Annotated in this window: 18 protein-coding genes; 11 read left to right on the top strand and 7 right to left on the bottom strand. The window is 65.6% G+C overall.

What is annotated here, in order from left to right; all coding sequences use genetic code 11:
- The first annotated feature begins 263 nt into the window (after positions 1-263).
- On the top strand, positions 264-2,546 hold the full coding sequence (gene clpA, locus QMZ26_RS00910) for an ATP-dependent Clp protease ATP-binding subunit ClpA (RefSeq protein WP_079221862.1): 2,283 nt from the start codon (positions 264-266) through the stop codon (positions 2,544-2,546).
- Between the two features lie 76 nt (positions 2,547-2,622).
- On the opposite strand, the gene QMZ26_RS00905 is transcribed toward clpA, so the two are convergent.
- The 5 genes from QMZ26_RS00905 to QMZ26_RS00885 form a co-directional block, all read right to left on the bottom strand.
- Positions 2,623-3,114 (bottom strand): hypothetical protein, encoded by a 492-nt coding sequence (locus QMZ26_RS00905; protein WP_283220282.1) that lies wholly within the window; start codon positions 3,112-3,114, stop codon positions 2,623-2,625.
- A gap of 30 nt (positions 3,115-3,144) precedes the next feature.
- Positions 3,145-3,417: a hypothetical protein gene (locus QMZ26_RS00900; RefSeq protein ID WP_108746666.1), complete on the bottom strand. Its 273-nt coding sequence runs from the start codon at positions 3,415-3,417 to the stop codon at positions 3,145-3,147.
- Positions 3,418-3,583: 166 nt separating this feature from the next.
- Complete coding sequence (gene infA, locus QMZ26_RS00895; protein ID WP_005409596.1) at positions 3,584-3,802, bottom strand: translation initiation factor IF-1; 219 nt, start codon at positions 3,800-3,802, stop codon at positions 3,584-3,586.
- An 86-nt stretch (positions 3,803-3,888) separates the two neighbouring features.
- Positions 3,889-4,629: a leucyl/phenylalanyl-tRNA--protein transferase gene (aat, locus tag QMZ26_RS00890; protein WP_283220281.1), complete on the bottom strand. Its 741-nt coding sequence runs from the start codon at positions 4,627-4,629 to the stop codon at positions 3,889-3,891.
- A gap of 112 nt (positions 4,630-4,741) precedes the next feature.
- Entirely contained in the window at positions 4,742-5,866 is a 1,125-nt protein-coding gene (locus QMZ26_RS00885; RefSeq protein WP_283220280.1) for a GNAT family N-acetyltransferase, read from the bottom strand.
- Between the two features lie 169 nt (positions 5,867-6,035).
- Here QMZ26_RS00885 and QMZ26_RS00880 point away from each other — a divergent pair, with 169 nt between their 5' ends.
- The gene (locus QMZ26_RS00880; RefSeq protein ID WP_283220279.1) at positions 6,036-6,866 is read left to right on the top strand and encodes a hypothetical protein; all 831 of its coding nucleotides are present in this window, start codon (positions 6,036-6,038) and stop codon (positions 6,864-6,866) included.
- 17 nt (positions 6,867-6,883) lie between these two features.
- Here QMZ26_RS00880 and QMZ26_RS00875 read toward each other — a convergent pair whose 3' ends face one another.
- On the bottom strand, positions 6,884-7,105 hold the full coding sequence (locus QMZ26_RS00875; RefSeq protein ID WP_200732993.1) for a hypothetical protein: 222 nt from the start codon (positions 7,103-7,105) through the stop codon (positions 6,884-6,886).
- Positions 7,106-7,168: 63 nt separating this feature from the next.
- Here QMZ26_RS00875 and QMZ26_RS00870 point away from each other — a divergent pair, with 63 nt between their 5' ends.
- Positions 7,169-8,107: an N-acetylmuramoyl-L-alanine amidase gene (locus tag QMZ26_RS00870; protein ID WP_283220278.1), complete on the top strand. Its 939-nt coding sequence runs from the start codon at positions 7,169-7,171 to the stop codon at positions 8,105-8,107.
- Positions 8,104-8,709 (top strand): hypothetical protein, encoded by a 606-nt coding sequence (locus tag QMZ26_RS00865; RefSeq protein WP_283220277.1) that lies wholly within the window; start codon positions 8,104-8,106, stop codon positions 8,707-8,709. Before QMZ26_RS00870 ends, QMZ26_RS00865 begins: the two co-directional genes overlap by 4 nt.
- Positions 8,710-8,782: 73 nt before the next feature.
- Here the strand turns inward: QMZ26_RS00865 and trxB are convergent, their stop codons facing one another.
- Positions 8,783-9,754 (bottom strand): thioredoxin-disulfide reductase, encoded by a 972-nt coding sequence (gene trxB / locus QMZ26_RS00860; protein ID WP_079221869.1) that lies wholly within the window; start codon positions 9,752-9,754, stop codon positions 8,783-8,785.
- 233 nt (positions 9,755-9,987) lie between these two features.
- On the opposite strand from trxB, the gene QMZ26_RS00855 reads away from it, so the two are divergent.
- The 7 genes from QMZ26_RS00855 (at position 9,988) to QMZ26_RS00825 (ending at position 19,925) form a co-directional block, all read left to right on the top strand.
- On the top strand, positions 9,988-12,348 hold the full coding sequence (locus tag QMZ26_RS00855) for a DNA translocase FtsK (protein ID WP_079221870.1): 2,361 nt from the start codon (positions 9,988-9,990) through the stop codon (positions 12,346-12,348).
- A 36-nt stretch (positions 12,349-12,384) separates the two neighbouring features.
- The gene (locus tag QMZ26_RS00850) at positions 12,385-14,322 is read left to right on the top strand and encodes a DUF3857 domain-containing protein (RefSeq protein ID WP_283220276.1); all 1,938 of its coding nucleotides are present in this window, start codon (positions 12,385-12,387) and stop codon (positions 14,320-14,322) included.
- 111 nt (positions 14,323-14,433) lie between these two features.
- Positions 14,434-15,072 (top strand): outer membrane lipoprotein chaperone LolA, encoded by a 639-nt coding sequence (gene lolA, locus QMZ26_RS00845; protein WP_079221872.1) that lies wholly within the window; start codon positions 14,434-14,436, stop codon positions 15,070-15,072.
- Between the two features lie 301 nt (positions 15,073-15,373).
- The gene (locus QMZ26_RS00840; protein ID WP_283220313.1) at positions 15,374-16,651 is read left to right on the top strand and encodes a replication-associated recombination protein A; all 1,278 of its coding nucleotides are present in this window, start codon (positions 15,374-15,376) and stop codon (positions 16,649-16,651) included.
- Between the two features lie 194 nt (positions 16,652-16,845).
- On the top strand, positions 16,846-17,238 hold the full coding sequence (locus QMZ26_RS00835) for a DUF805 domain-containing protein (protein ID WP_108759964.1): 393 nt from the start codon (positions 16,846-16,848) through the stop codon (positions 17,236-17,238).
- Between the two features lie 175 nt (positions 17,239-17,413).
- The gene (locus QMZ26_RS00830) at positions 17,414-18,424 is read left to right on the top strand and encodes an alpha/beta hydrolase-fold protein (RefSeq protein ID WP_345782643.1); all 1,011 of its coding nucleotides are present in this window, start codon (positions 17,414-17,416) and stop codon (positions 18,422-18,424) included.
- Positions 18,425-18,545: 121 nt separating this feature from the next.
- Positions 18,546-19,925, top strand: coding sequence for a YncE family protein (locus QMZ26_RS00825; protein ID WP_200732987.1), 1,380 nt, complete (start codon positions 18,546-18,548; stop codon positions 19,923-19,925).
- The last annotated feature ends 28 nt before the right edge of the window (positions 19,926-19,953 follow it).

Below are 19,953 nucleotides of genomic sequence, written 5' to 3'. Positions count from 1 at the left end.
CGTTCTCTGGCCCCGCCTGCGTGCTCACGTTCAATCCGCCTGCCTTGCCTGCTGACCGCCGGGGCGAGGCGTGTTGCGGGTCATCACGTGGCAATGGAGAGCCGATCGGGTAGGGTTCGCTGAAGCGCCGGCGGGCTGCCCGGGCGTGAACGATGATCAAGCAATCCGCACTGCTAACGCCATCTGAACGCAGCAATCCGCTAGGGTGATGGAAATCGCGTAGTCAGGCCGCATATTGTCCCCATCTGCCGCCGGAGTAATCCATGTTCAGCAAAGACCTCGAACACACCATCGGCCAGTGCTACAAGCGCGCCCGTGAGGCCCGGCATGAATTCATGACGGTCGAACACCTGCTGCTGGCACTGCTCGACAACCCGTCCGCCCAGGCCGTCCTCAAGGCCTGTGGTGCCGACGCCGAACGCCTGCGCCAGGAGCTGGAGCAGGCCATCGAGGCCTCGGTGTCCCGCCTGGCCGAAGACGACGGCCGTGATACCCAGCCGACCCTGGGCTTCCAGCGCGTGCTGCAGCGGGCCGTGTACCACGTGCAGTCCTCGGGCAAGAAGGAGGTCACCGGCGCCAACGTGCTGGTCGCCATCTTCGGCGAAAAGGACTCCCACGCTGTCTATTACCTCAACCAGCAGGACGTCACCCGGCTGGACGTGGTCAATTACCTGTCCCATGGCATCGCCAAGCTGGGCGAGGAAGGCGAGCAGCCGTCCTCCCCGGAAGGCGAGAGCCGCATGGAAGGCGGGGATGGCGAGCCCAAGGGCGATGCCCTGACCGAATTCGCCAGCAATCTCAACGAACAGGCCCGTGCCGGCCGCATCGACCCGCTGGTGGGCCGTGCGGACGAGATCGAGCGCACCATCCAGGTCCTGTGCCGCCGCCGCAAGAACAACCCGCTGTACGTGGGTGAGGCGGGCGTGGGCAAGACCGCGATCGCCGAGGGCCTGGCCCGCCGCATCGTCGAAGGGTCGGTGCCGGACGTGCTGGCCGACGCCGTCATCTACTCGCTCGACCTGGGCGCGCTGGTGGCCGGCACCAAGTACCGCGGCGATTTCGAAAAGCGCCTGAAGGGCGTGCTGACCGCGCTGAAGAAGGTGCCCAACGCGGTGCTGTTCATCGACGAGATCCACACCATCATCGGTGCCGGTTCGGCGTCGGGCGGCACCATGGATGCCTCCAACCTGATCAAGCCGGCCCTGGCGTCGGGCGAGCTGCGCTGCATCGGCTCGACCACCTTCCAGGAATACCGCGGCATCTTCGAGAAGGACCGTGCCCTGGCCCGGCGCTTCCAGAAGATCGACATCGTCGAGCCGACCGTGGGCGAAACCTACGAGATCCTGCAGGGCCTGAAGAGCAAGTACGAGGCCCACCACGGGGTCACCTACTCCGACGAGGCGCTGCAGGCAGCGGTGGATCTGTCGGTCAAGCACATTGCCGACCGCCTGCTGCCGGACAAGGCCATCGACGTCATCGACGAGGCGGGTGCCCGCCAGCGCCTGCTGCCGGAAGGGCAGCGCAAGGAGCTGATCGACGTCGAGGAGGTCGAGGCGATCATCGCCAAGATGGCGCGCATCCCGGCCAAGCAGGTCAGTGCGACCGACAAGGACGTGCTGCAGCACCTGGAGCGCAACCTGAAGATGGTGATCTTCGGCCAGGATCCGGCCATCGGCACCCTGGCGTCGGCCATCAAGCTGGCGCGCTCGGGCCTGGGCAATCCGGAAAAGCCGATCGGCAACTTCCTGTTCGCCGGCCCGACCGGCGTGGGCAAGACCGAGGTGACCAAGCAGCTGGCGCTGCAGCTGGGCATCGAGCTGGTCCGCTTCGACATGTCCGAGTACATGGAGCCGCATTCGATCAGCCGCCTGATCGGTGCGCCCCCGGGCTATGTCGGTTTCGACCAGGGCGGCCTGCTGACCGAGAAGATCGTCAAGACCCCGCACTGCGTGCTGCTGCTGGACGAAATCGAGAAGGCGCACCCGGACATCTTCAACATCCTGTTGCAGGTGATGGACCGCGGCGTGCTGACCGACACCAACGGCCGCGAAGCCAACTTCAAGAACGTGGTACTGGTGATGACCACCAATGCCGGCGCGGCGCAGGCTTCGCGGCGCTCGATCGGCTTCACCAAGCAGGACCATGCCACCGACGCGATGGAGACCATCCGCCGCAGCTTCACGCCGGAGTTCCGCAACCGCCTCGACGCGGTCGTGCAGTTCCAGCCGCTGGGCTTCGAGCACATCCTGCGCGTGGTCGACAAGTTCCTGATCGAGCTGGAAATGCTGCTGCAGGAAAAGCACGTCAGCCTGTCGGCCACCCCGACCGCTCGCGACTGGCTGGCCCACCACGGCTTCGACCCGCTGATGGGTGCCCGTCCGATGGCGCGCATGATCCAGGACAAGATCAAGCGCCCGCTGGCCGACGAACTGTTGTTCGGCAAACTGGTCAACGGCGGCCGCGTCAGCATCGACGTGCGCGACGACGAGCTGGTGGTCGAGACCCACGCCGAACCGGAGCGCCTGCTGCCGGCAACGGTGGAATAAGGGCGGCCGGGCACGGCCTGGTCGCGATGTGATTGGCAAGGGCGGCTTCGGCCGCCCTTTTCATTTCCGCGATCGTTCAGCGCCCCTGCTGCGCCAACCGCTTGAAGGTCGCCGGATCGATCGGCTCGATCCGGGTCACCCAGCAATGGTTGCTGTCGGTCCGTAGCAGGGTACGGGCATTGCCGCAGATCTGTTCGGGCGTACTGCGCGTGAAAAACGTGTAGCTGGCCGAGGCAGCGGCGCCCAGGCAGGGCTTCTGCAGGTGGACCCGATAGTGCGCATCGCCGTTGCGCAGCAGCACTTCCCGCTCCGTGCTGGACGGGCGGATGTCACGGTTGCCGCCCAGGGCTATGCACTCGGTCTGGGGCGTGGGCTGGGCAGGGTCGGCGGCGTGTGCTGCAAGGGAACTGGCCAGCAGAACGACGGGCAACAGGGCGCGTGTGAGCAGGGCGTTCATGGCGGGGCGGGGATGCGATCCGGATTGGATCGGATCCCACGATGCCGCTGGCGTCGCCGATGCGAATCTGCCGCAAGCAGGCCTGACCGACGCCATGGTGCGTTCGGTCACGATGACCTCCGGCACGTAGGCCCGGCGGGCTCAGGAGCTGATGGCGCGGAAACCCAGTTGCCGGCCCTGGCCCATCGGGCCCTCGATCACGAACGCCACGGCCTCGTGCGGGATGTGCAGGCGCTGGCGCTGGCGTGTGCCGGCATGGCTGATCTCGCGCTCGGCGGCCAGGTACAGCGGATGGGATGCGTCCATCTCGACGCAGATGAGGCAGGGCTGCCCAAACCAGGTGCCGTCAGGCCCCTTGCTGGCATAGCAGCGGGCGGTTACGGACTGCGGGTCCAATACGATCAGATAGCTCATGCATCCAGGGGGCGGGCGAACATCACGCCAAGTCTAGCGATCCGCTTCCGCAACATCTTTCGGACGAATACGAAAAATCGCAGCCATGTGATGGTCCGGAGAGCAGGCACGACAAAAGGCCGGCAGCAGGGCCGGCCTTGTCAGGGTGGCGCAGGGCGCCGACCGCTTACTTCATGCGGTAGGTGATACGACCCTTGGTCAGGTCGTACGGGGTCATTTCAACCTTGACCCGGTCACCGGTGAGGATGCGGATGTAGTTCTTGCGCATGCGGCCGGAGATGTGGGCGATGATTTCGTGCCCATTTTCCAGACGAACGCGGAAAGTGGTGTTCGGCAGCGTCTCGCTGACGGTGCCCTCGAACTCGATGGAATCGTCTTTCGACATGTAGTCCTGTGCGGTTCAGAAAACGGCCACGCTGGGCCTAAGGCGCGGTATTTTACGCGTCCTTCGCCCAGCTTGCAAAGATCCGGCTAAATTCCCGCCAGATCCCGGGCCGGCAGGCGCCCCACGGCGTGGGTCCACGGGCCTTCACGGCCTTCTTCGCGTACGGCCAGGCGGACATGCTGCAGGAATTCTTCCCGCGGCAGGTGAACGGCCCCCATCCGCAGCAGGTGCGGGTTCTCCACCTGGGCGTCGATCAGGCACCAGTCCCAGCGATGCAGGGTGGCGGCCAGCGCTGCCAATGCGATCTTGGAGCCGCCGCTGGCGCCGCTGAACATGCTTTCGCCGAAGAACATCGTGCCGATGGCCACCCCGTAGATGCCGCCCACCAGGGTCTGCCGGTCCCAGACCTCGAACGAATGGGCAAAGCCAAGGTCATGCAGATGGCTGTAGGCGCCCACCATGTCCGGGCTGATCCAGGTGCCGTCCTGGCCCGGGCGCGGCGCGGCCGCGCAGGCGCGCATCACCTGGCTGAAGGCGGTATCGGCGGTGACCTCCCAGGTGCTGGCGCGCAGCTGGCGGCGGAATCGGCTGGACAGGTGCACCCCGTCGGTGTGGAAGACCATGCGCGGATCGGGCGACCACCACAGTATCGGCTCGCCCTCGCTGAACCACGGGAAGATGCCGCCCGCATAGGCGTTGAGCAGGCGCAGTGGATGCAGATCGCCGCCCACCGCCAGCAGCCCGTCGGGCTTGCGCAGCGCGGTTTCGGCCGGAGGGAAGGGCGAGTCCGGCGCATCGGACAGGCGCCAGGGCAGCGGGCGGGTCATGCGGGAGATTGTATTCGTCGCGACCCCGCCGGAACGCGATGGTGGATGCGCGTTGACTCTGGTAGTGCCGGCCGCTGGCCGGCAGAGCCGCTTCAGTCGAGCAGGCTCGACGCTACCCGCCCGCGCGGAATGGGCTGTGCTCCATCAGCTCCTGCCGGTACCGGCGCACATCGCGCCGCTCCTGCTGGCACCACTCCTGCAGCGCCTCGGCAAAATCCGCATCGGCCACCCAATGCCGGCTGCGCACCAGTGTTGGCAGGAAGCCGCGTGCCAGTTTGTGCTCGCCCTGCGCGCCGGGCTCGAAGCGTGCCAGTCCTTCGCGCAGGCAGTACTCGATGCCCTGGTAGTAACACGCCTCGAAATGCAGGCCGGGCAGGGTGGCGCCACCCCAGTAGCGGCCATAGAGCGTGTCGCCCCCGCGCAGGCACAGCGCGCCGGCAATCGGCTCGCCGTCCTGCTCGGCCAGGAACAGCACCAGCCCGCGGCCCAGCGAAATCGCCAGATGGCGCAGGAACGCCTCGGTCAGCGCCGGCGCATTGCCATATTCGAGGAAGGTCTGCAGATAGAAGCGGTACATCGCCTGCAGGTCGGCGCGGCTGGCGTCATTGCCATGCACCACCCGGAAGGTGATTCCCTGGCGGGTGACCTTGGCGCGCTCCTGGCGGATGTTCTTGCGGTGCTTATGGTCCATCGCAGCGAGGAACTGCTCGAACGTCGTCCAGTCGCCCGCGTTCTGCCACTGGAACTGCACGTCTTCGCGCAGCAGCCAGTCGTCATTGAAGGCGTCGTCGTCGCTGGCGGTGTGGAAATTGATGTGTGCCGAGGACACCTCCAGCCCGTGCAGCTGCTCGCGAAGCACCGTCAGCAGCGCAGCCCGGTCCCTGCCTTCGCGGGCCAGCAGGCGGGGGCCCGTCACCGGCGAGTACGGCACCGCGCCCAGCCACTTCGGGTAGTAGTCGCGACCGTGCCGCGCATAGGCGTTCGCCCAGGCATGGTCGAACACGAACTCGCCGTGGGAGTTGGTTTTCAGGTAGCCCGGAATGGCGCCGACCAGGGTGTCGCCGTCCCACAGGGTGAGGTGCCGTGTCTGCCAGCCCCAGTCCTCGCGCAGGCAACCGTGGGCCTCCAGCCCGGACAGGAAGGCGTGGCTGACGAAGGGGTTGCGGCCGTTGTGCAGGGCATCCCAGTCGGTGTCGGGAATGGCCTGCAAGGAGTCGAGGAAGCGGGCGGAGAGCATGGGGGAAGGATAGGGCAGGTGGGGTTCGATTTGCCGGGTGTCGTGAATGCCTTGAGGATTCTTGCAATTTCATGGATGCGTGAAGTTCGTTCCGTTGCTCATCCCGGTTGGAAGTCACGTTGATGAAGCAGCGCATCGGCTGCAAAGACTCGAACCGGAGGACCAACACATGACACTGACCCGACTGCTTCGCTGCGCGCCGGGCACTTGCTTTGCAATCGCATCGCTTTTCGCTCCCCTGCCATCATTGGCGGTTGCTGGCTCGGCCGCGGCCAGCGTTCAGCACAGCGATGCACAGCTTGATGCGATCCAGACCGTCAGGGCGCAGGAGATTCTGGACCGGATGAAGCGCCTTGAGGGCCAGTCGAAGGACATCCGCGTGCAGGTGGTTTTCGACTTCGGGGCGGGCGCGCTTCGAGTTTACTTTGGCCCTGGAATCCTGCCGGATGACTACGGCGCCAGCTTTGAAGATCAGCATGACGACTTTCGTCACAGCTTGACGCACATTGCGCAGAAGGCTGCGCCAGTAAAGGAAATCATATTCCACTACGACGGTCGAGAGATCGAAGCGTACTTTCCGGAGGTCAGGAAGGAGGCTGAGTATGCTCAGAGTGCGCGCGTGCCACCGCGTCGCGCGCTGGCGGGTCAGGTCGAAGCCGGCCAGTCCGCGTTCCATCGAGGGCTCGTGGACACGGATCCGGCGGTGGATGCCATCGTCACCCGTGCGAGCCAAAATGCACTCGATTACTACCGACGACAGAATCATCTGAACACCCCGGCGGACGTAAGAGCCGTATATGACCCTGGAACAGGGATGATCCGAATCGACCTGAGAGGGGGGCTTCTGCCCGAAAGCGGTGGCGCCGAGCTGGAGGATCTGCAGGGGTTTATTTCAAATGGTGCACTCGATGCGATGAGGCCTATTTTTCCGGCCACGGGAACGAAGTTCTTCTACAACGGCAGGTCATTCGAGGAGCAGTATCCGGCGGAAGCGATGTAAGGGCGGAGCACTTCGCATTACAGGAAGGCGTGACTGGCGAAAGGGGTGGTGCCGTCGCGCAGGTGGACCCAGTGGGTGACGGGAATGGCCTCCAGTGAGGTCAGGGGGCGAGAAGTACGCAAGGGGAGAAAAAAGGCCCCGCGCAAAACGCGAATGATGATGACGGAATTGGACTGTTCGCGGCGGCTGCGGAGTGAGAAAAGTTGAATTTCTTGTTCCGCGATCGATCCCAGTTCCAAGTCCGGAGAAGCTGGGTGTGGGCCGCATCAGCGGTCGCGCTCAATTGAGGGGAGTATCAGGAGATGAAGGGAACGAAGCTGGCGACACTTGCAATTGCCTTTGGACTGGCCTTCTCGTCCATCACGCATGCGTCCGAGTCAAGAAATGCGGGGTTGGTGGAAGATCCGGCGATATTTGCAGAGCTGGTCGCAATGCTGGAGCGGGACGCCGCCTCCCAGCTTGAGCGGCACCTGCGGGAAGAGGGTGTGCTGCTCCATGTGAGCGTAAGCATTAGCCTGGACCTCGAGGAGCGGTCACTGACGATCAACTTCGGGCCAGGGTATCTGCCAGGGAAGTACGACAGCTATGGCGAACGCTTTCTGTATCCAATGGCCTCTTCGCTGAGGTTTTACGCTGAAAAATCCGGTCTGGAAGTGAATGACATACGCTTCCTCTTTGAGGGGCGGACGCTCGAGGAATACTTTCCGGACGATCTTGCTGTTCCGCCGAAGACCAAAACGCGTCCCGCACATTCGGATGTACTGGTTTCGTCGAGCCATGGCTACATTGCCCTCTATCCAGGCGGGGAATGGGAGTATCAGCGACCCGCACCGATGGGGATTCAGGAGGACACACTCAGTCCGGCCTATGGTGATGAGCTGGAGGCGCTCATTGTTGAGCGAAGTCGCTTGGCAGTGCATCGTGCGCGCAGTCGATCTGCCGAAATTCATCCCGAGTCAGGCAAGCCATGGGAACACATGTCGTCCCGCTATCACTTGAAAGCCCTTTTCCCGTCACGGACCGACATGTGGAATGAATTTCCCAACAGCCCCAAGCCGAATCGCGAAGTGGATGAGGACGTCCGTGCTCGACCGAACTATGCCAATCACCTGGGTGTGGATGCCATGCTCAGCTTGCACACCAATGGACACGTATCGCCCAGCGTTCGGGGCGCTGAGGTTTTTATCATCGCTCCAAGCCGGAGGACAAAGCGCTTGGTGACAGCATTCTCTGCGCAATGAAGGAGATCATCCGCGCACAGGATGGATACGAGGAATTTCCCATTCGGACGCAGGCGACGGAAGGCGGGCACGGCGAGAATCGCATCGGCACGATGCCCTCGGTGATCATTGAAACGGCATACCACTCCAATGCCGAGGACGTAGCTGCATTGCAGGATCCTGTCTTCCGCACAGCCTCAATGAAGGGGGTGGAAAAAGGCTATCGACTCTTCCGCGAAGGCAAGGACTGCCTTCCTCTCAAGGCAGAGCCAATCGAGGGCATTCACCTATCAGCCGGGGGATCGAAGCAGGTCGATGTCGTATTTGAAGGCTATCCCCAGTACCCAATTGAACTGATCACCACCAATGTCGGTTGCCCGCCGGGCTGGACCTGCACGGATGGGCGGGTACGCATCGAAACCCCGGATGCCAAGCCGAGCCAGATCACGCTGCGTTGCGAGAACGCTGGAAGCGCACCCATCTTCTGGGACACCCAGGTGATAGACGACGACGGCGTGAAGTCTCCGCCGGTGCGTCATTGGGTGCAGTGCACGCGCAGGCCCGGAGGTGCGGTCTCAGGTCCGGGCGTCACAGCCGGGATTGAGGCAGCGACGGCGGGTTGAAAAAACGGGCGCCTGCGCGCCCGTTTTCTTCCGTCGAGCATGGCTCGGCGCTACAGCAAAGGCAGTTGAAGCCTCAGCTGGCCTTGCCCTGTGCGTCCAGGTAGCGCTCGGCATCCAGTGCGGCCATGCAGCCGAAGCCGGCCGAGGTGATCGCCTGGCGGTAATGCTGGTCGGCCACGTCGCCGGCGGCGAACACGCCTTCCACCGAGGTCTGGGTGGCGTTGCCGCCCAGACCCGAGCGGATTTCCAGGTAGCCGTTGTTCATGGCCAGCTGGCCGTCGAACAGCTGGGTGTTCGGGTGGTGGCCGATGGCCACGAAGAAGCCGTGGGCGTCGATGTCGCGGGTGCTGCCGTCGAGGGTCGACTTCACGCGGACGCCAGTGACGCCGGCGTCGTTGCCCAGCACTTCTTCCACCTGATGGTGCCAGACGGTCTCGATCTTGCCGGCGGCCACCTTGGCGAACAGCTTGTCCTGCATGATCTTTTCCGCCTTCAGGGTGTCGCGGCGGTGGACCAGGTAGACCTTGCGGGCGATGTTGGACAGGTACAGGGCTTCTTCGACAGCAGTGTTGCCGCCGCCGACCACGACCACGTCCTGGTCACGGTAGAAGAAGCCGTCGCAGGTGGCGCACGCCGAGACGCCGCGGCCCTTGAAGGTCTCTTCGGTCGGGATGCCCAGGTACTTGGCCGTCGCGCCGGTGGAGATGATCAGGGCATCGCAGGTGTACTCGTGGCTGTCGCCGATCAGCTTGAACGGACGCTGGGATAGGTCGGCCGTGTGGATGTGGTCGAAGATGACCTCGGTCTCGAAGCGCTCGGCGTGGGCCTGCATGCGCGCCATCAGATCCGGGCCCATCAGGCCATGGGCGTCACCCGGCCAGTTGTCCACCTCGGTGGTGGTCATCAGCTGGCCACCCTGCTGAAGGCCGGTGATGACGACCGGCTTCAGGTTGGCGCGGGCGGCGTAGACGGCGGCGGTCCAACCGGCCGGGCCGGAACCGAGGATGACGAGGCGCTGGTGGCGGGAGGGCAGGCTGGTGCTCATGTAAACTCGCGAAAAGGTAGATGGGACAAGGCGCTGGCGATGTTTGCGCAGCATCCTCGGCAGGTCATAGAGTGGCGGCTGGGGCGGGGTGATTCAAGCCGATGAACAGAACGCCGTCACCCATGGGTGGTTTTGGCGCCTGTCAGCACTTTTGATGTCACCCGTGACTGAAAACTGACGCCGTGTCGTTTATTATCAAACACTAACAGCGCATTCCAAAGGTATGGTCTAAGGTGGCGAAGCAGGTGCCCGAACGCTCCAAGTCCGACGACAAAAAGGCGTCGCGTCGCTCGGCGGCAGCGGCCACAACCGACAATCCCCGTCGTCAGCGCCTGTGGCGCGACCTGGGGCTGATCGCCATTGCGCCGGCGCTGCTGTACCTGGCGGCCAGCCTTTTCACCTATTCAGCCAGTGACCCGGGCTGGTCGCACACGGGCAGCGTGGTTGCGCCTGTGCACAACATGGGTGGCCGTGCCGGCGCGTGGATCGCCGACGTGCTGCTGCAGCTGTTCGGCTACATCGCGTTCCTGTTGCCGGTGGTGCTTGGCGCGCTGGCGTGGATCGCCATGTTCGGCCTGAAGCGCGAGAGCAAGGGCGAGAACGATCTCGATCCGGCCCTGCGCCTGGTCGGCCTGGTCGGCTTCCTGATCGCCGGTACGGGCTTCCTGCATGTGCGCCTTTTCAGTGGCGACGTTTCCAGTGCGGGCGGCATCCTCGGCAAACTGGTCGGCAATTCGCTCACGGTGGGCTTCGGCGCGCTGGGCGCCAACCTGTTCGTGCTGGTGCTGCTGCTGGCTTCGATCACCCTGGCCACTGGCCTGTCGTGGTTCGCAGTGATGGAGAAGATCGGCCGTGGCGTGATGTCGCTGGCGCCGCTGCTGGAACGCAAGAAGGAACAGGCCACCGAGTGGCAGCAGACCCGCGCCATGCGTGAGGAGCGCCAGGAAGTGCGCAAGGCCGACGCCGAAGTGCGCGCCAAGCGTGAGCCGGTGAAGATCGAGCCGCGCCCGGAGCCAGTGATCGAGAAGAGCGACCGGGCCAAGCGCGACACGCAGATCCCGATGTTCCGTGGCGTCAATGGCGACGGCTCGGACCTGCCGCCGCTGGCGCTGCTGGATGATCCCAAGCCGCAGCCGGTGGGTTACGACAAGGACACCCTGGACGCGCTGTCGCGGCAGATCGAGTTCAAGCTCAAGGACTTCCGCATCGACGCGCAGGTGGTCGGCGCCAACCCCGGGCCGGTCATCACCCGCTTCGAGATCGAGCCCGCGCCGGGCATCAAGGTCAGCCAGATCAGTTCGCTGGACAAGGACATCGCCCGCGGCCTGTCGGTGAAGTCGGTGCGCGTGGTCGACGTCATTCCGGGCAAGTCGGTGATCGGCCTGGAAATCCCGAATGTCACCCGCGAGATGATCTACCTCTCCGAACTGCTGCGTTCGAAGGAATACGACAAGTCGGCCAGCGTGCTGACCCTGGCGCTGGGCAAGGACATCGCCGGCCGCTCCACCGTGGCGGACCTGGCACGTATGCCGCATTTGCTGGTGGCGGGTACGACCGGTTCGGGCAAGTCGGTGGCGGTCAACGCCATGGTGCTCAGCCTGCTGTTCAAGGCCTCGCCGAAAGACCTGCGCATGCTGATGATCGACCCGAAGATGCTCGAGCTGAGCGTCTACCAGGGCATCCCGCACCTGCTGGCGCCGGTGGTCACCGACATGAAGGAGGCCGCCAACGGCCTGCGCTGGTGCGTGGCCGAGATGGAGCGCCGCTACAAGCTGATGAGCGCGGTGGGCGTGCGCAACCTGGCCGGCTTCAACAAGAAGGTGAAGGACGCCCAGGACGCCGGCCAGCCTCTGATGGACCCGCTGTTCAAGCCGAACCCGGAACTGGGCGAGGCCCCGCGTCCGCTGGAGACGCTGCCGTTCGTGGTCATCTTCATCGACGAATTCGCCGACATGATGATGATCGTCGGCAAGAAGGTGGAAGAGCTGATCGCCCGTCTCGCGCAGAAGGCGCGTGCGGCCGGCATCCACCTGATCCTGGCGACCCAGCGCCCGTCGGTGGACGTGATCACCGGCCTGATCAAGGCCAACATCCCGACCCGCATCGCCTTCCAGGTCAGCTCGAAGATCGATTCGCGCACCATCCTGGACCAGTCCGGCGCCGAAACGCTGCTGGGCCACGGCGACATGCTGTACCTGCCGCCCGGTACGGCCATGCCCGAGCGCGTGCACGGCGCCTTCGTTTCCGACGATGAAGTGCACCGCGTGGTCGAGCACCTCAAGGCGATGGGCCCGGCCGATTACATCGATGGCGTGCTGGACGAAGTGCAGACGATGGGCGATGGCGTGGTGGTCGGTGCGACCGGCCTGCCGGAAACCAGTGCTGCAGGCGACGAGTCCGATCCGCTGTACGACGAGGCGCTGCGGGTGGTCACCGAGACCCGCCGCGCGTCCATTTCCGGCGTGCAGCGCCGCCTGAAGATCGGCTACAACCGTGCGGCACGACTGATCGAGGCCATGGAAGCGGCCGGCGTGGTCAGTGCCCCCGAACACAATGGCGACCGCACGGTGCTGGCACCGCCGCCGCCGAAGTAAGCCCTGCCACGCCTACGACGTCCAAGGATCCGACGCATGTTCCGACCCGTTCCCTGCGCGCTGGCGCTGGCCTGTCTGCTTGCCGCCAGCCCGGCCCTGGCCGGGGCGTCGGCCGCGGCGCCGACACCCGCGCCGCCGTCGGTCGGCAGTGATGCCGAGGCCAGCAACAATTTCAGCTTTGTCCGCTACCGTGCGGATTACGTGGTGCGGCCCGATGCCGGCAACGTGCAGACCGAAACCTACGAGATCCTGCTCAAGACCAAGGCGGCGGTGGAACAGTTCAGCCAGGTGCGGCTGAGCTACAGCGAGAAGATGGAGACCCTGGACGTGGTCAGCGCCTATACGTTGACCGCCGACGGCCAGCGCCGCGACGTGCCGGCCGACCGCATCTACACCCAGGAAAGCTATTCCAGCGCAGCCGCGGCCATGTATGCCGACCGCAAGGTGCGGGTGATCGTGTTCCCGAACCTGGCGCCGGGCACGCGCCTGGTCTACCAGGTGCGCCGCACCCAGCAGACCCCGTATTTCCCCGGCTACTTCGGCCTGTGGGAAACCTTCAACGTGTTCACCCAGTACGACGATGCCGAAGTGACCCTGAGCGCGCCGGCCAGCCTGCCCATGCATGTGGACAGCCGGGGCGTGCAGGGCAGAGACACCCCGACGGTGAAGAACGGCCAGGCGCAGTGGCGCTGGCGCTACCAGCGCCGCGAACCGATGCAGGCGCAGAACTGGGCGGCGGCGGTATGGGAGTTCGGCCCGAACATCATGGCCAGCACGTACCGTGACTGGGCCCAGGTCGGGCGCGCCTACCAGGTCAAGGCCGGCCAGGCCGCGCAGGTGACCCCGCAGATCCAGGCGCTGGCCGATGAAGTGACCGCCGGCCTGGTCGACCGCAAGGCGCAGGCCGACGCGCTCTATCGCTGGGTGGCGCAGAACATCCGCTACGTGGCGGTGTACCTGGGCAATGGCGGGCTGGAGCCGAACAGCGCGCAGAGCATCCTCGACAACCACTATGGCGACTGCAAGGACCACGTCGTGATCCTCGAAGCGCTGCTGGCAGCCAAGGGCATCGCCAGTTCGCCGGTGCTGATCGGTGCCGGAGGTGGCCCGACGCTGCCGAAGATTCCGGTGCTGGGCCGGTTCAACCACGCCATCACCTATGTGCCAGAGTTCGATCTGTACCTGGATTCGACCAGTGCCTGGGCGCGCTTCGGCCAGCTGCCTGATGGCGACCTGGGGGCGCCGGTGCTGCGCACCCGTGATGCCACCCTGGCGCGCACGCCGGACAACGATCCGCAGCGCAATGCCACGGCGATGGACGTGCGCTTCACCTTTGATGCGCAGGGCAACCTGCGCGGCGAGACAGTGCCGCAGCTGAGCGACAACGCCGAGATCGGCATGCGCGCGCAGTTCGCCCAGCTCAATGCCCAGAACCGGGCGCGTGCCGAAGAGTCGATCATGGCCGCCTCTGGTTTCGATGGGCGCGGCCAGCTGCAGCTGCTGGGCGTGCCGGTCGACCTGACCCATCCGTTCGGCTACCGCATGGCGTTCCAGGCCGAAGACTACGTGGACTTCAGCGTGGCCGGCGGCATGGCCGTGCCGGACCCGCCGGGCGGCGAGTCGGTGCGCGGGCTGTACGCCACGGCGTCGGCCCCGGCCAACGAAACACCGTTCTACTGCAACGCCAGCCTACGCGAAGAGACCTACCGCCTGCAGTTCCCGGGCAGCGTGCCGATCATCGCCATCCCGCAGAGCCAGCATTTCAGCAATGCTGCCGGTGACTACCGGGTGGATTGGACGCGGCAAGGTCAGGAGGTGATCGTCCATCACCGCCTGCAACAGAACGCCGTGCGGGGTGCCGATGCGCTGTGCCAGCCGCAGGATTACCCGGCCTTCCGTGCGCTGTATCGCGAGGTGCGCCGCGGGTTCCGCGGGCAGGTGCTGTACGGGAGATTGCCGGCGTCCGGCAGCTGAATCGCCGATGCACGCGCGGGGCGGCATAATGTCGCCCTGATCGCCCATTCATCTTCATCCGGGCACACTGGCTCCCAACTTTCCTGGCGCATGCGCCCACAGGATTCCTGCATGAACATCCGCTTCCGTCGTTTCCTCGCCACCACCACCCTGGCCGTGGCCTGCGCCGCTGCCGGCAGCGCCTGGGCCGGCGCCCGCGATGACCTGAAGACCTTTACCAGTGGCCTGAAGGGCCTGGATGGCCAGTTCAGCCAGCAGGTCTTCGACAGTCGTGGCAAGGTGAAGGAATCGACCAGCGGCCGCGTCGCCCTGTCGGCGCCGCGCCTGTTCCGCTGGGAATACGTGCGCCCGCATGAGCAGCTGATCGTGGCTGACGGCAAGAAGGTCTGGATGTACGAGCCGGACCTGGAGCAGGCCACCGTGCGCGAGCAGGGCAAGGAAGAGCAGAACAGCCCGTTGACCGCGCTGATCAATCCGGCGCTGCTGGAACAGCAGTACGACCTGAGCGAAGAGGCCGCCAAGCGTGACGGCCTGCAGTGGCTGTCGCTGTCGCCGAAGCGCGATACCGAAGCCAGCTTCCAGTACGCCGCGCTGGGCTTCAACGCGCAGGGCCTGGCCAAGATGGAAATCACCGACGCGGTCGGCCAGCGCACCGTCATCACCTTCAGCGGCTGGAAGCGCAACCCGGGCTTCGCCGCCGGCACCTTCAGCTTCACCCCGCCGAAGGGCACCGACGTCATCGGTAATTGATCAAGGTTGCCGACCTGGTGGGTGCCAACCGTTGGTTGGCACGCTTTTGATCTGCCGGCCAGCGGCCGGCACTACCGATGCGCCGGGCCCACCGCTCTGGTGGGTGCCAACCGTTGGTTGGCACGCTTTTGATCTGTCGGCCAGCGGCCGGCACTACCGACATGGTTCGCCGGGCAGGGCCCGGCGCTACCGTTGGGTAGCGCGGTACAATGCGCGCGTGCCAAGACATCGTTCCACTTCATTCCCCGGCCCCGATCTGCTGAGCGTCGATCGGGAACATCTGCGCCCGCTGGCCGAGCGCATGCGCCCGCGCACCCTCGACGAAATGGTCGGGCAGAAGCGCCTGCTGGCGCCGGAAAGCGCACTGCGCCGTGCGGTCGAATCGGGTCGCGTGCATTCGATGATCCTGTGGGGGCCGCCGGGCTGCGGCAAGACCACGCTGGCGCTGCTGCTGGCCGAGTATTCCGACGCCGAGTTCCGCGCCATCTCGGCCGTGCTGTCCGGCCTGCCCGAAGTACGGCAGGTGCTGGCCGAGGCCGCGCAGCGTTTCGCCGAAGGCCGGCGCACCGTGCTGTTCGTTGACGAAGTGCACCGCTTCAACAAGGCGCAGCAGGATGCGTTCCTGCCGCACATCGAGCGCGGCACCATTCTGTTCGTTGGTGCCACCACCGAAAATCCGTCGTTCGAGCTGAACTCGGCGCTGCTGTCGCGCTGCCGCGTGCACGTGCTGGAAGGCGTTTCGCCCACCGATATCGTGGAGGCGCTTGAGCGTGCGCTGGGGGATCGCGAACGCGGCCTCGGCGAAGAACACATCGAGGTCGCCCCCGAGCTGCTGCTGGAGATCTCCACCGCTGCCGATGGCGATGTGCGCCGTGCGCTGACCCTGCTGGAGATCGCCGCCGAGCTGGCGGGCGGGGAGGGCGGGCGTATCACCCCGCAGACCCTGACCCAGGTGCTGGCCGACCGCACCCGTCGCTTCGACAAGGGCGGCGAACAGTTCTATGACCAGATCTCGGCGCTGCACAAATCCGTGCGCAGTTCCAACCCCGATGCCGCGTTGTATTGGCTGACCCGCATGCTCGATGGTGGTTGCGATCCATCCTACCTGGCGCGCCGGTTGACCCGCATGGCCATCGAGGATATCGGCCTGGCCGACCCGCGCGCGCAGAGCATGGCGCTGGAAGCGTGGGACATCTACGAGCGCCTGGGCAGCCCGGAGGGCGAACTCGCCTTCGCCCAGCTGGTGCTCTATCTGGCCAGCACTGCCAAGTCGAACGCCGGCTATGCCGCCTTCAACCAGGCCAAGGCCGACGTGCGCGAAAGCGGTACCGAAGAAGTCCCGCTGCACCTGCGCAACGCGCCGACCAAGCTGATGAAGGAGCTCGGCTACGGGGCGGAGTACCAGTACGACCACGATGCCGAAGGTGGCATTGCGCTGGACCAGACCGGTTTCCCGGATGCGATGGGCGAGCGCGCGTACTACAACCCGGTGCCGCGCGGGCTGGAGATCAAGCTGAAGGAAAAGCTGGACCGGCTGCGCGCCGAGCGCGAAGCGGCAAGAGCCGCCAAGGGTCGTTGACCCCGCTTCCGTAGAGTCGAGCTTGCTCGACTGCTCCTGTGCGGCAGTCGAGCAAGCTCGACTCTACGGAATGCCGGCAGTCGAGTTGCGTTCGCCGGGCCATGCCCGGCGGCATCGGGTGTCGCGTGCGCGATATTTGTCGCGTCCGCCAGCATTTGGCACACTGCGCGGTTTCTCCATCAAGGATCGATGCCGTGGATCAGTTGATTCTGCCGTTGAAGCGCTATGCCCAGTTCGAGGGCCGCGCCAATCGCCGCGAGTACTGGATGTTCCAGTTGTTCCTGATGCTGGTCGCCGTGGCCGTGTCGCTGCTGGGTGGCGTGCTGGCCATCATCATGCGCGGCAATGAGGACGCGCTGGCCGCGATCGTCATGGGTTTCATGGGCCTGCTGGGCCTGGTGTGGCTTGCCACCCTGCTGCCGCTGATCGCCGTGACCGTGCGCCGCCTGCACGACTGCAACCAGTCGGGTTGGCTGTACCTGCTGGCCCTGGTGCCCGGTGGTGGGCTGGTCATCCTGGTGTTCGCGCTGTTGCCGGGCACGCCTGAGGAAAATCGCTACGGCCCGGTACCGCCGGAATTCGGCTGAATCCCGGCCGCGCCGCATTCGCCGGGCATGGCCCGGCGCTAGCACTGGCGCGCGGCCCCAGGTTCGCGCGCGCGATACACAGTGTGACGTTTGATCGATGTGATAATCATTCGCGTTTAAGGTAGACTGCGGTCCCTTGATGAAGAGGCGGCCGCGTCCGCCGCATCCGTCACCCATGATGTTTTCCGCACGTTCCTTCGGCTGTCTGGCCGCCCTGATGATGGGGGTCTTGATGGTTGCTCCCTACGCCCATGCGCAGCAGCGCAATCCGCAGCAGCTCATGGGCCGCACCGTGCTGGACGAGCCTGCGTCCAGCTACCGCTTCGAACGTTTCGTGATCAACAGCCCTGACCAGCAGCGCCGCTGGCGGGTGAACGTGGCGATCCCGGCCAAGGCCTCGAAGACGCCGTCGCCGGTGCTGTATGCCCTGGATGGCAACGCCGTTGCCATGGTGCTGGACCAGCCGCTGCTGGCCGAGCTGGCCGCGAGCAAGGCACCGCCGGTGCTGGTGCTGATCGGCTACGACAACGAGCTGCGCATCGACTCCCCGGCGCGCACCCGCGACTACACCGCCTGGATCGACCGCGCCGATGACGAGGGTGGCACGACCCAGGCTGTCGGTGGCGGTGCGGATCTGTTCCTTGACCTGATCGAGCGCCGCATCAAGCCGGAAGTGGAGCGTCGCGCCAACATCGACACCCGTCAGCAATCGCTGTGGGGCCACTCGCTGGGTGGCCTGTTCGTGCTCAATGCGCTGTACACGCGCCCGGCTGCGTTCCAGCGTTATCTGTCGGCCAGCCCGTCGCTGTGGTGGAGCCAGGGTGCCGCCCTCGGCGACCCGGAGCAGCAGTTCGTGCAGAACGTGCATGGCCAGTCCGCCAAGGTGTGGCTGATGCTGGGCGGTGCCGAACGGGTAGGTGATCGCGGCAAGCGCGACATGACCAACCCGCGCGTGGTTGCGCACCTGCGTCGCATCGGCGGCGCCACCCCGGATGCGGCCATGCAGCTGTCCTCGCGCCTGGCCAAGGTGCCCGGCCTGAGCGTGCAGTACCGCGAATTCCCCGGCCTCGGCCATGGCCCGATGCTGCCGGCCTCGTTCCACGCCGCCCTGCATGAGCTGTACGGCGTGACCGACCGCAGCGTGGATGACGGCAAGGCACCGGCGCCCGCCAACGCTGCAGAGTGATCTTCCGCACGGCCTGGCCGTGCACCCCCACTACCCAGGCGTGACTGCCGATGTGCAGCGGCCCAGGCAACCGATGAATCCCGCGCCACGTGGCGCGGCCTACGTGTGCAAGGAGCCTTCCATGTCGTTTCGTCCGTCCCTCCGCCTGACCTCCCTGGCCGCTGGCCTGCTGCTGGCGGTCACCGCCACCGCCCAGCCGGTGTTCGATCAGCCCGCCAGCGCCACCTTCAACGGCACGGTGATCTCGCGCGGCGAGAATGTCGTGCCGGGCAGCACCGCCGAGGTCATCGGCCGCGGCTTCGTGCCGGGCCAGCAGGTCAGCCTGGTGCGCGGTGACAGCGTGCTCAACGCGCAGCCGCTGGTGGTCGATGCCGATGGCAACTTCAAGACCCAGCTTGCCATCCCGGCCGACGCCGTCCCGGGCACCCATCCGGTGGTGGTGCGTGCCAGCCAGCCGTCGGCCGCCACGGTGCTGAAGCTGCGCGTCTCGCCGCAGCTGCCGCTGTCGGGCCAGCAGCAGTTTGCCACCCAGTCCAACAAGCTGGTGCCGGGCCTGTACCAGTCGGCCTACAGCGCGGCCAGCAATGCCGTGTTCGTCACCTCGGCCGTCGGCCGTCCGCCGGTCACCCAGTCGCAGTTGCTGAAGCTGGACCCGAAGACGCTGAAGGTGACCAAGGCGATCACCCCGGCCCAGGTGGCCGGCACCACCAACGGCGCGGTCTACGCGGTCTATGGCGTGGGCGTGGATGACACCAACGGCAACGTCTGGGTCACCAACACCCGCCAGAACTCGATCGCGGTGTACCGCCAGAAGGATCTGTCGCTGGTCCACCAGTTCCCGGTCGATACCGTGCCGCACGCGCGCGACGTCGTGGTCGATGGCACCCATGGCAAGGTGTTTGCCTCGGCCACCGGCGAAGACCACCTGTCTGTGTTCGATGCCAGGACGCTGAAGGAGCTGCCGTCGATCACCCTGGAATCGGGCGTGGACGAGGGCAAGTTCACCCCGATGAGCCTGGTGCTGGACGAAAAGGCCGGCAAGCTGTTCACCGTCAGCATCGGCACCCCCGAAGCCGCGGTGATCGACGTGGCCAGCGGCGAAGTCGACAAGATCATCGACCTGGGCAACTCGATCAGTGCGTCGGGCGTGGCCTTCGATGCGCAGCAGAACCGTTTGTACGTCGCCTCGCAGGGCACCGACAACCTGCTGATTGTCGATGTGGCCAGCGGCAAGGTCGTGCACGATGTGCCGGTGGGTGCCGGTGCGCTGAACGTCGCCTTCGATGACAAGAGCGGCCTGGCCTATGTCACCAACCGCGGTGCTGGCACCGTCACTGTCGTTGATCGCGCTGGCAAGGTGGTCGGCAACCTCGATGGTGGCACCTTCCCCAACCATGTGCGCGCCGATGGCAAGGGCAGCGTGTTCGCGGTGAACAAGTCGCGCGGCGCCGACGACGCCAAGGGCGACCGCATCACCCGCATCACCCCGCGCCAGCCGTAACCCACGTGCCGGGCGAGGGCAGTGCCTT

Source organism: Stenotrophomonas sp. PFBMAA-4, from assembly GCF_030053215.1.
GTDB lineage: Bacteria > Pseudomonadota > Gammaproteobacteria > Xanthomonadales > Xanthomonadaceae > Stenotrophomonas.
The sequence above is the reverse complement of the archived record's forward strand: the minus strand, read 5'-3'. Positions and strand labels throughout refer to the sequence as shown.

What these genes read in the sequence shown, in the direction of transcription:
- QMZ26_RS00865 (WP_283220277.1), top strand. Translation starts at nt 8,104, where the DNA reads ATGAAGGAGATCATCCGCGCACAGGATGGATACGAGGAATTTCCCATT.
- QMZ26_RS00840 (WP_283220313.1), top strand. Translation starts at nt 15,374, where the DNA reads ATGCGCCCGCGCACCCTCGACGAAATGGTCGGGCAGAAGCGCCTGCTG.
- clpA (WP_079221862.1), top strand. Translation starts at nt 264, where the DNA reads ATGTTCAGCAAAGACCTCGAACACACCATCGGCCAGTGCTACAAGCGC.
- QMZ26_RS00885 (WP_283220280.1), bottom strand. Translation starts at nt 5,866, where the DNA reads ATGCTCTCCGCCCGCTTCCTCGACTCCTTGCAGGCCATTCCCGACACC.
- aat (WP_283220281.1), bottom strand. Translation starts at nt 4,629, where the DNA reads ATGACCCGCCCGCTGCCCTGGCGCCTGTCCGATGCGCCGGACTCGCCC.
- QMZ26_RS00830 (WP_345782643.1), top strand. Translation starts at nt 17,414, where the DNA reads ATGATGTTTTCCGCACGTTCCTTCGGCTGTCTGGCCGCCCTGATGATG.
- QMZ26_RS00870 (WP_283220278.1), top strand. Translation starts at nt 7,169, where the DNA reads ATGAAGGGAACGAAGCTGGCGACACTTGCAATTGCCTTTGGACTGGCC.
- QMZ26_RS00900 (WP_108746666.1), bottom strand. Translation starts at nt 3,417, where the DNA reads ATGAGCTATCTGATCGTATTGGACCCGCAGTCCGTAACCGCCCGCTGC.
- QMZ26_RS00850 (WP_283220276.1), top strand. Translation starts at nt 12,385, where the DNA reads ATGTTCCGACCCGTTCCCTGCGCGCTGGCGCTGGCCTGTCTGCTTGCC.
- QMZ26_RS00825 (WP_200732987.1), top strand. Translation starts at nt 18,546, where the DNA reads ATGTCGTTTCGTCCGTCCCTCCGCCTGACCTCCCTGGCCGCTGGCCTG.
- QMZ26_RS00880 (WP_283220279.1), top strand. Translation starts at nt 6,036, where the DNA reads ATGACACTGACCCGACTGCTTCGCTGCGCGCCGGGCACTTGCTTTGCA.
- infA (WP_005409596.1), bottom strand. Translation starts at nt 3,802, where the DNA reads ATGTCGAAAGACGATTCCATCGAGTTCGAGGGCACCGTCAGCGAGACG.
- lolA (WP_079221872.1), top strand. Translation starts at nt 14,434, where the DNA reads ATGAACATCCGCTTCCGTCGTTTCCTCGCCACCACCACCCTGGCCGTG.
- trxB (WP_079221869.1), bottom strand. Translation starts at nt 9,754, where the DNA reads ATGAGCACCAGCCTGCCCTCCCGCCACCAGCGCCTCGTCATCCTCGGT.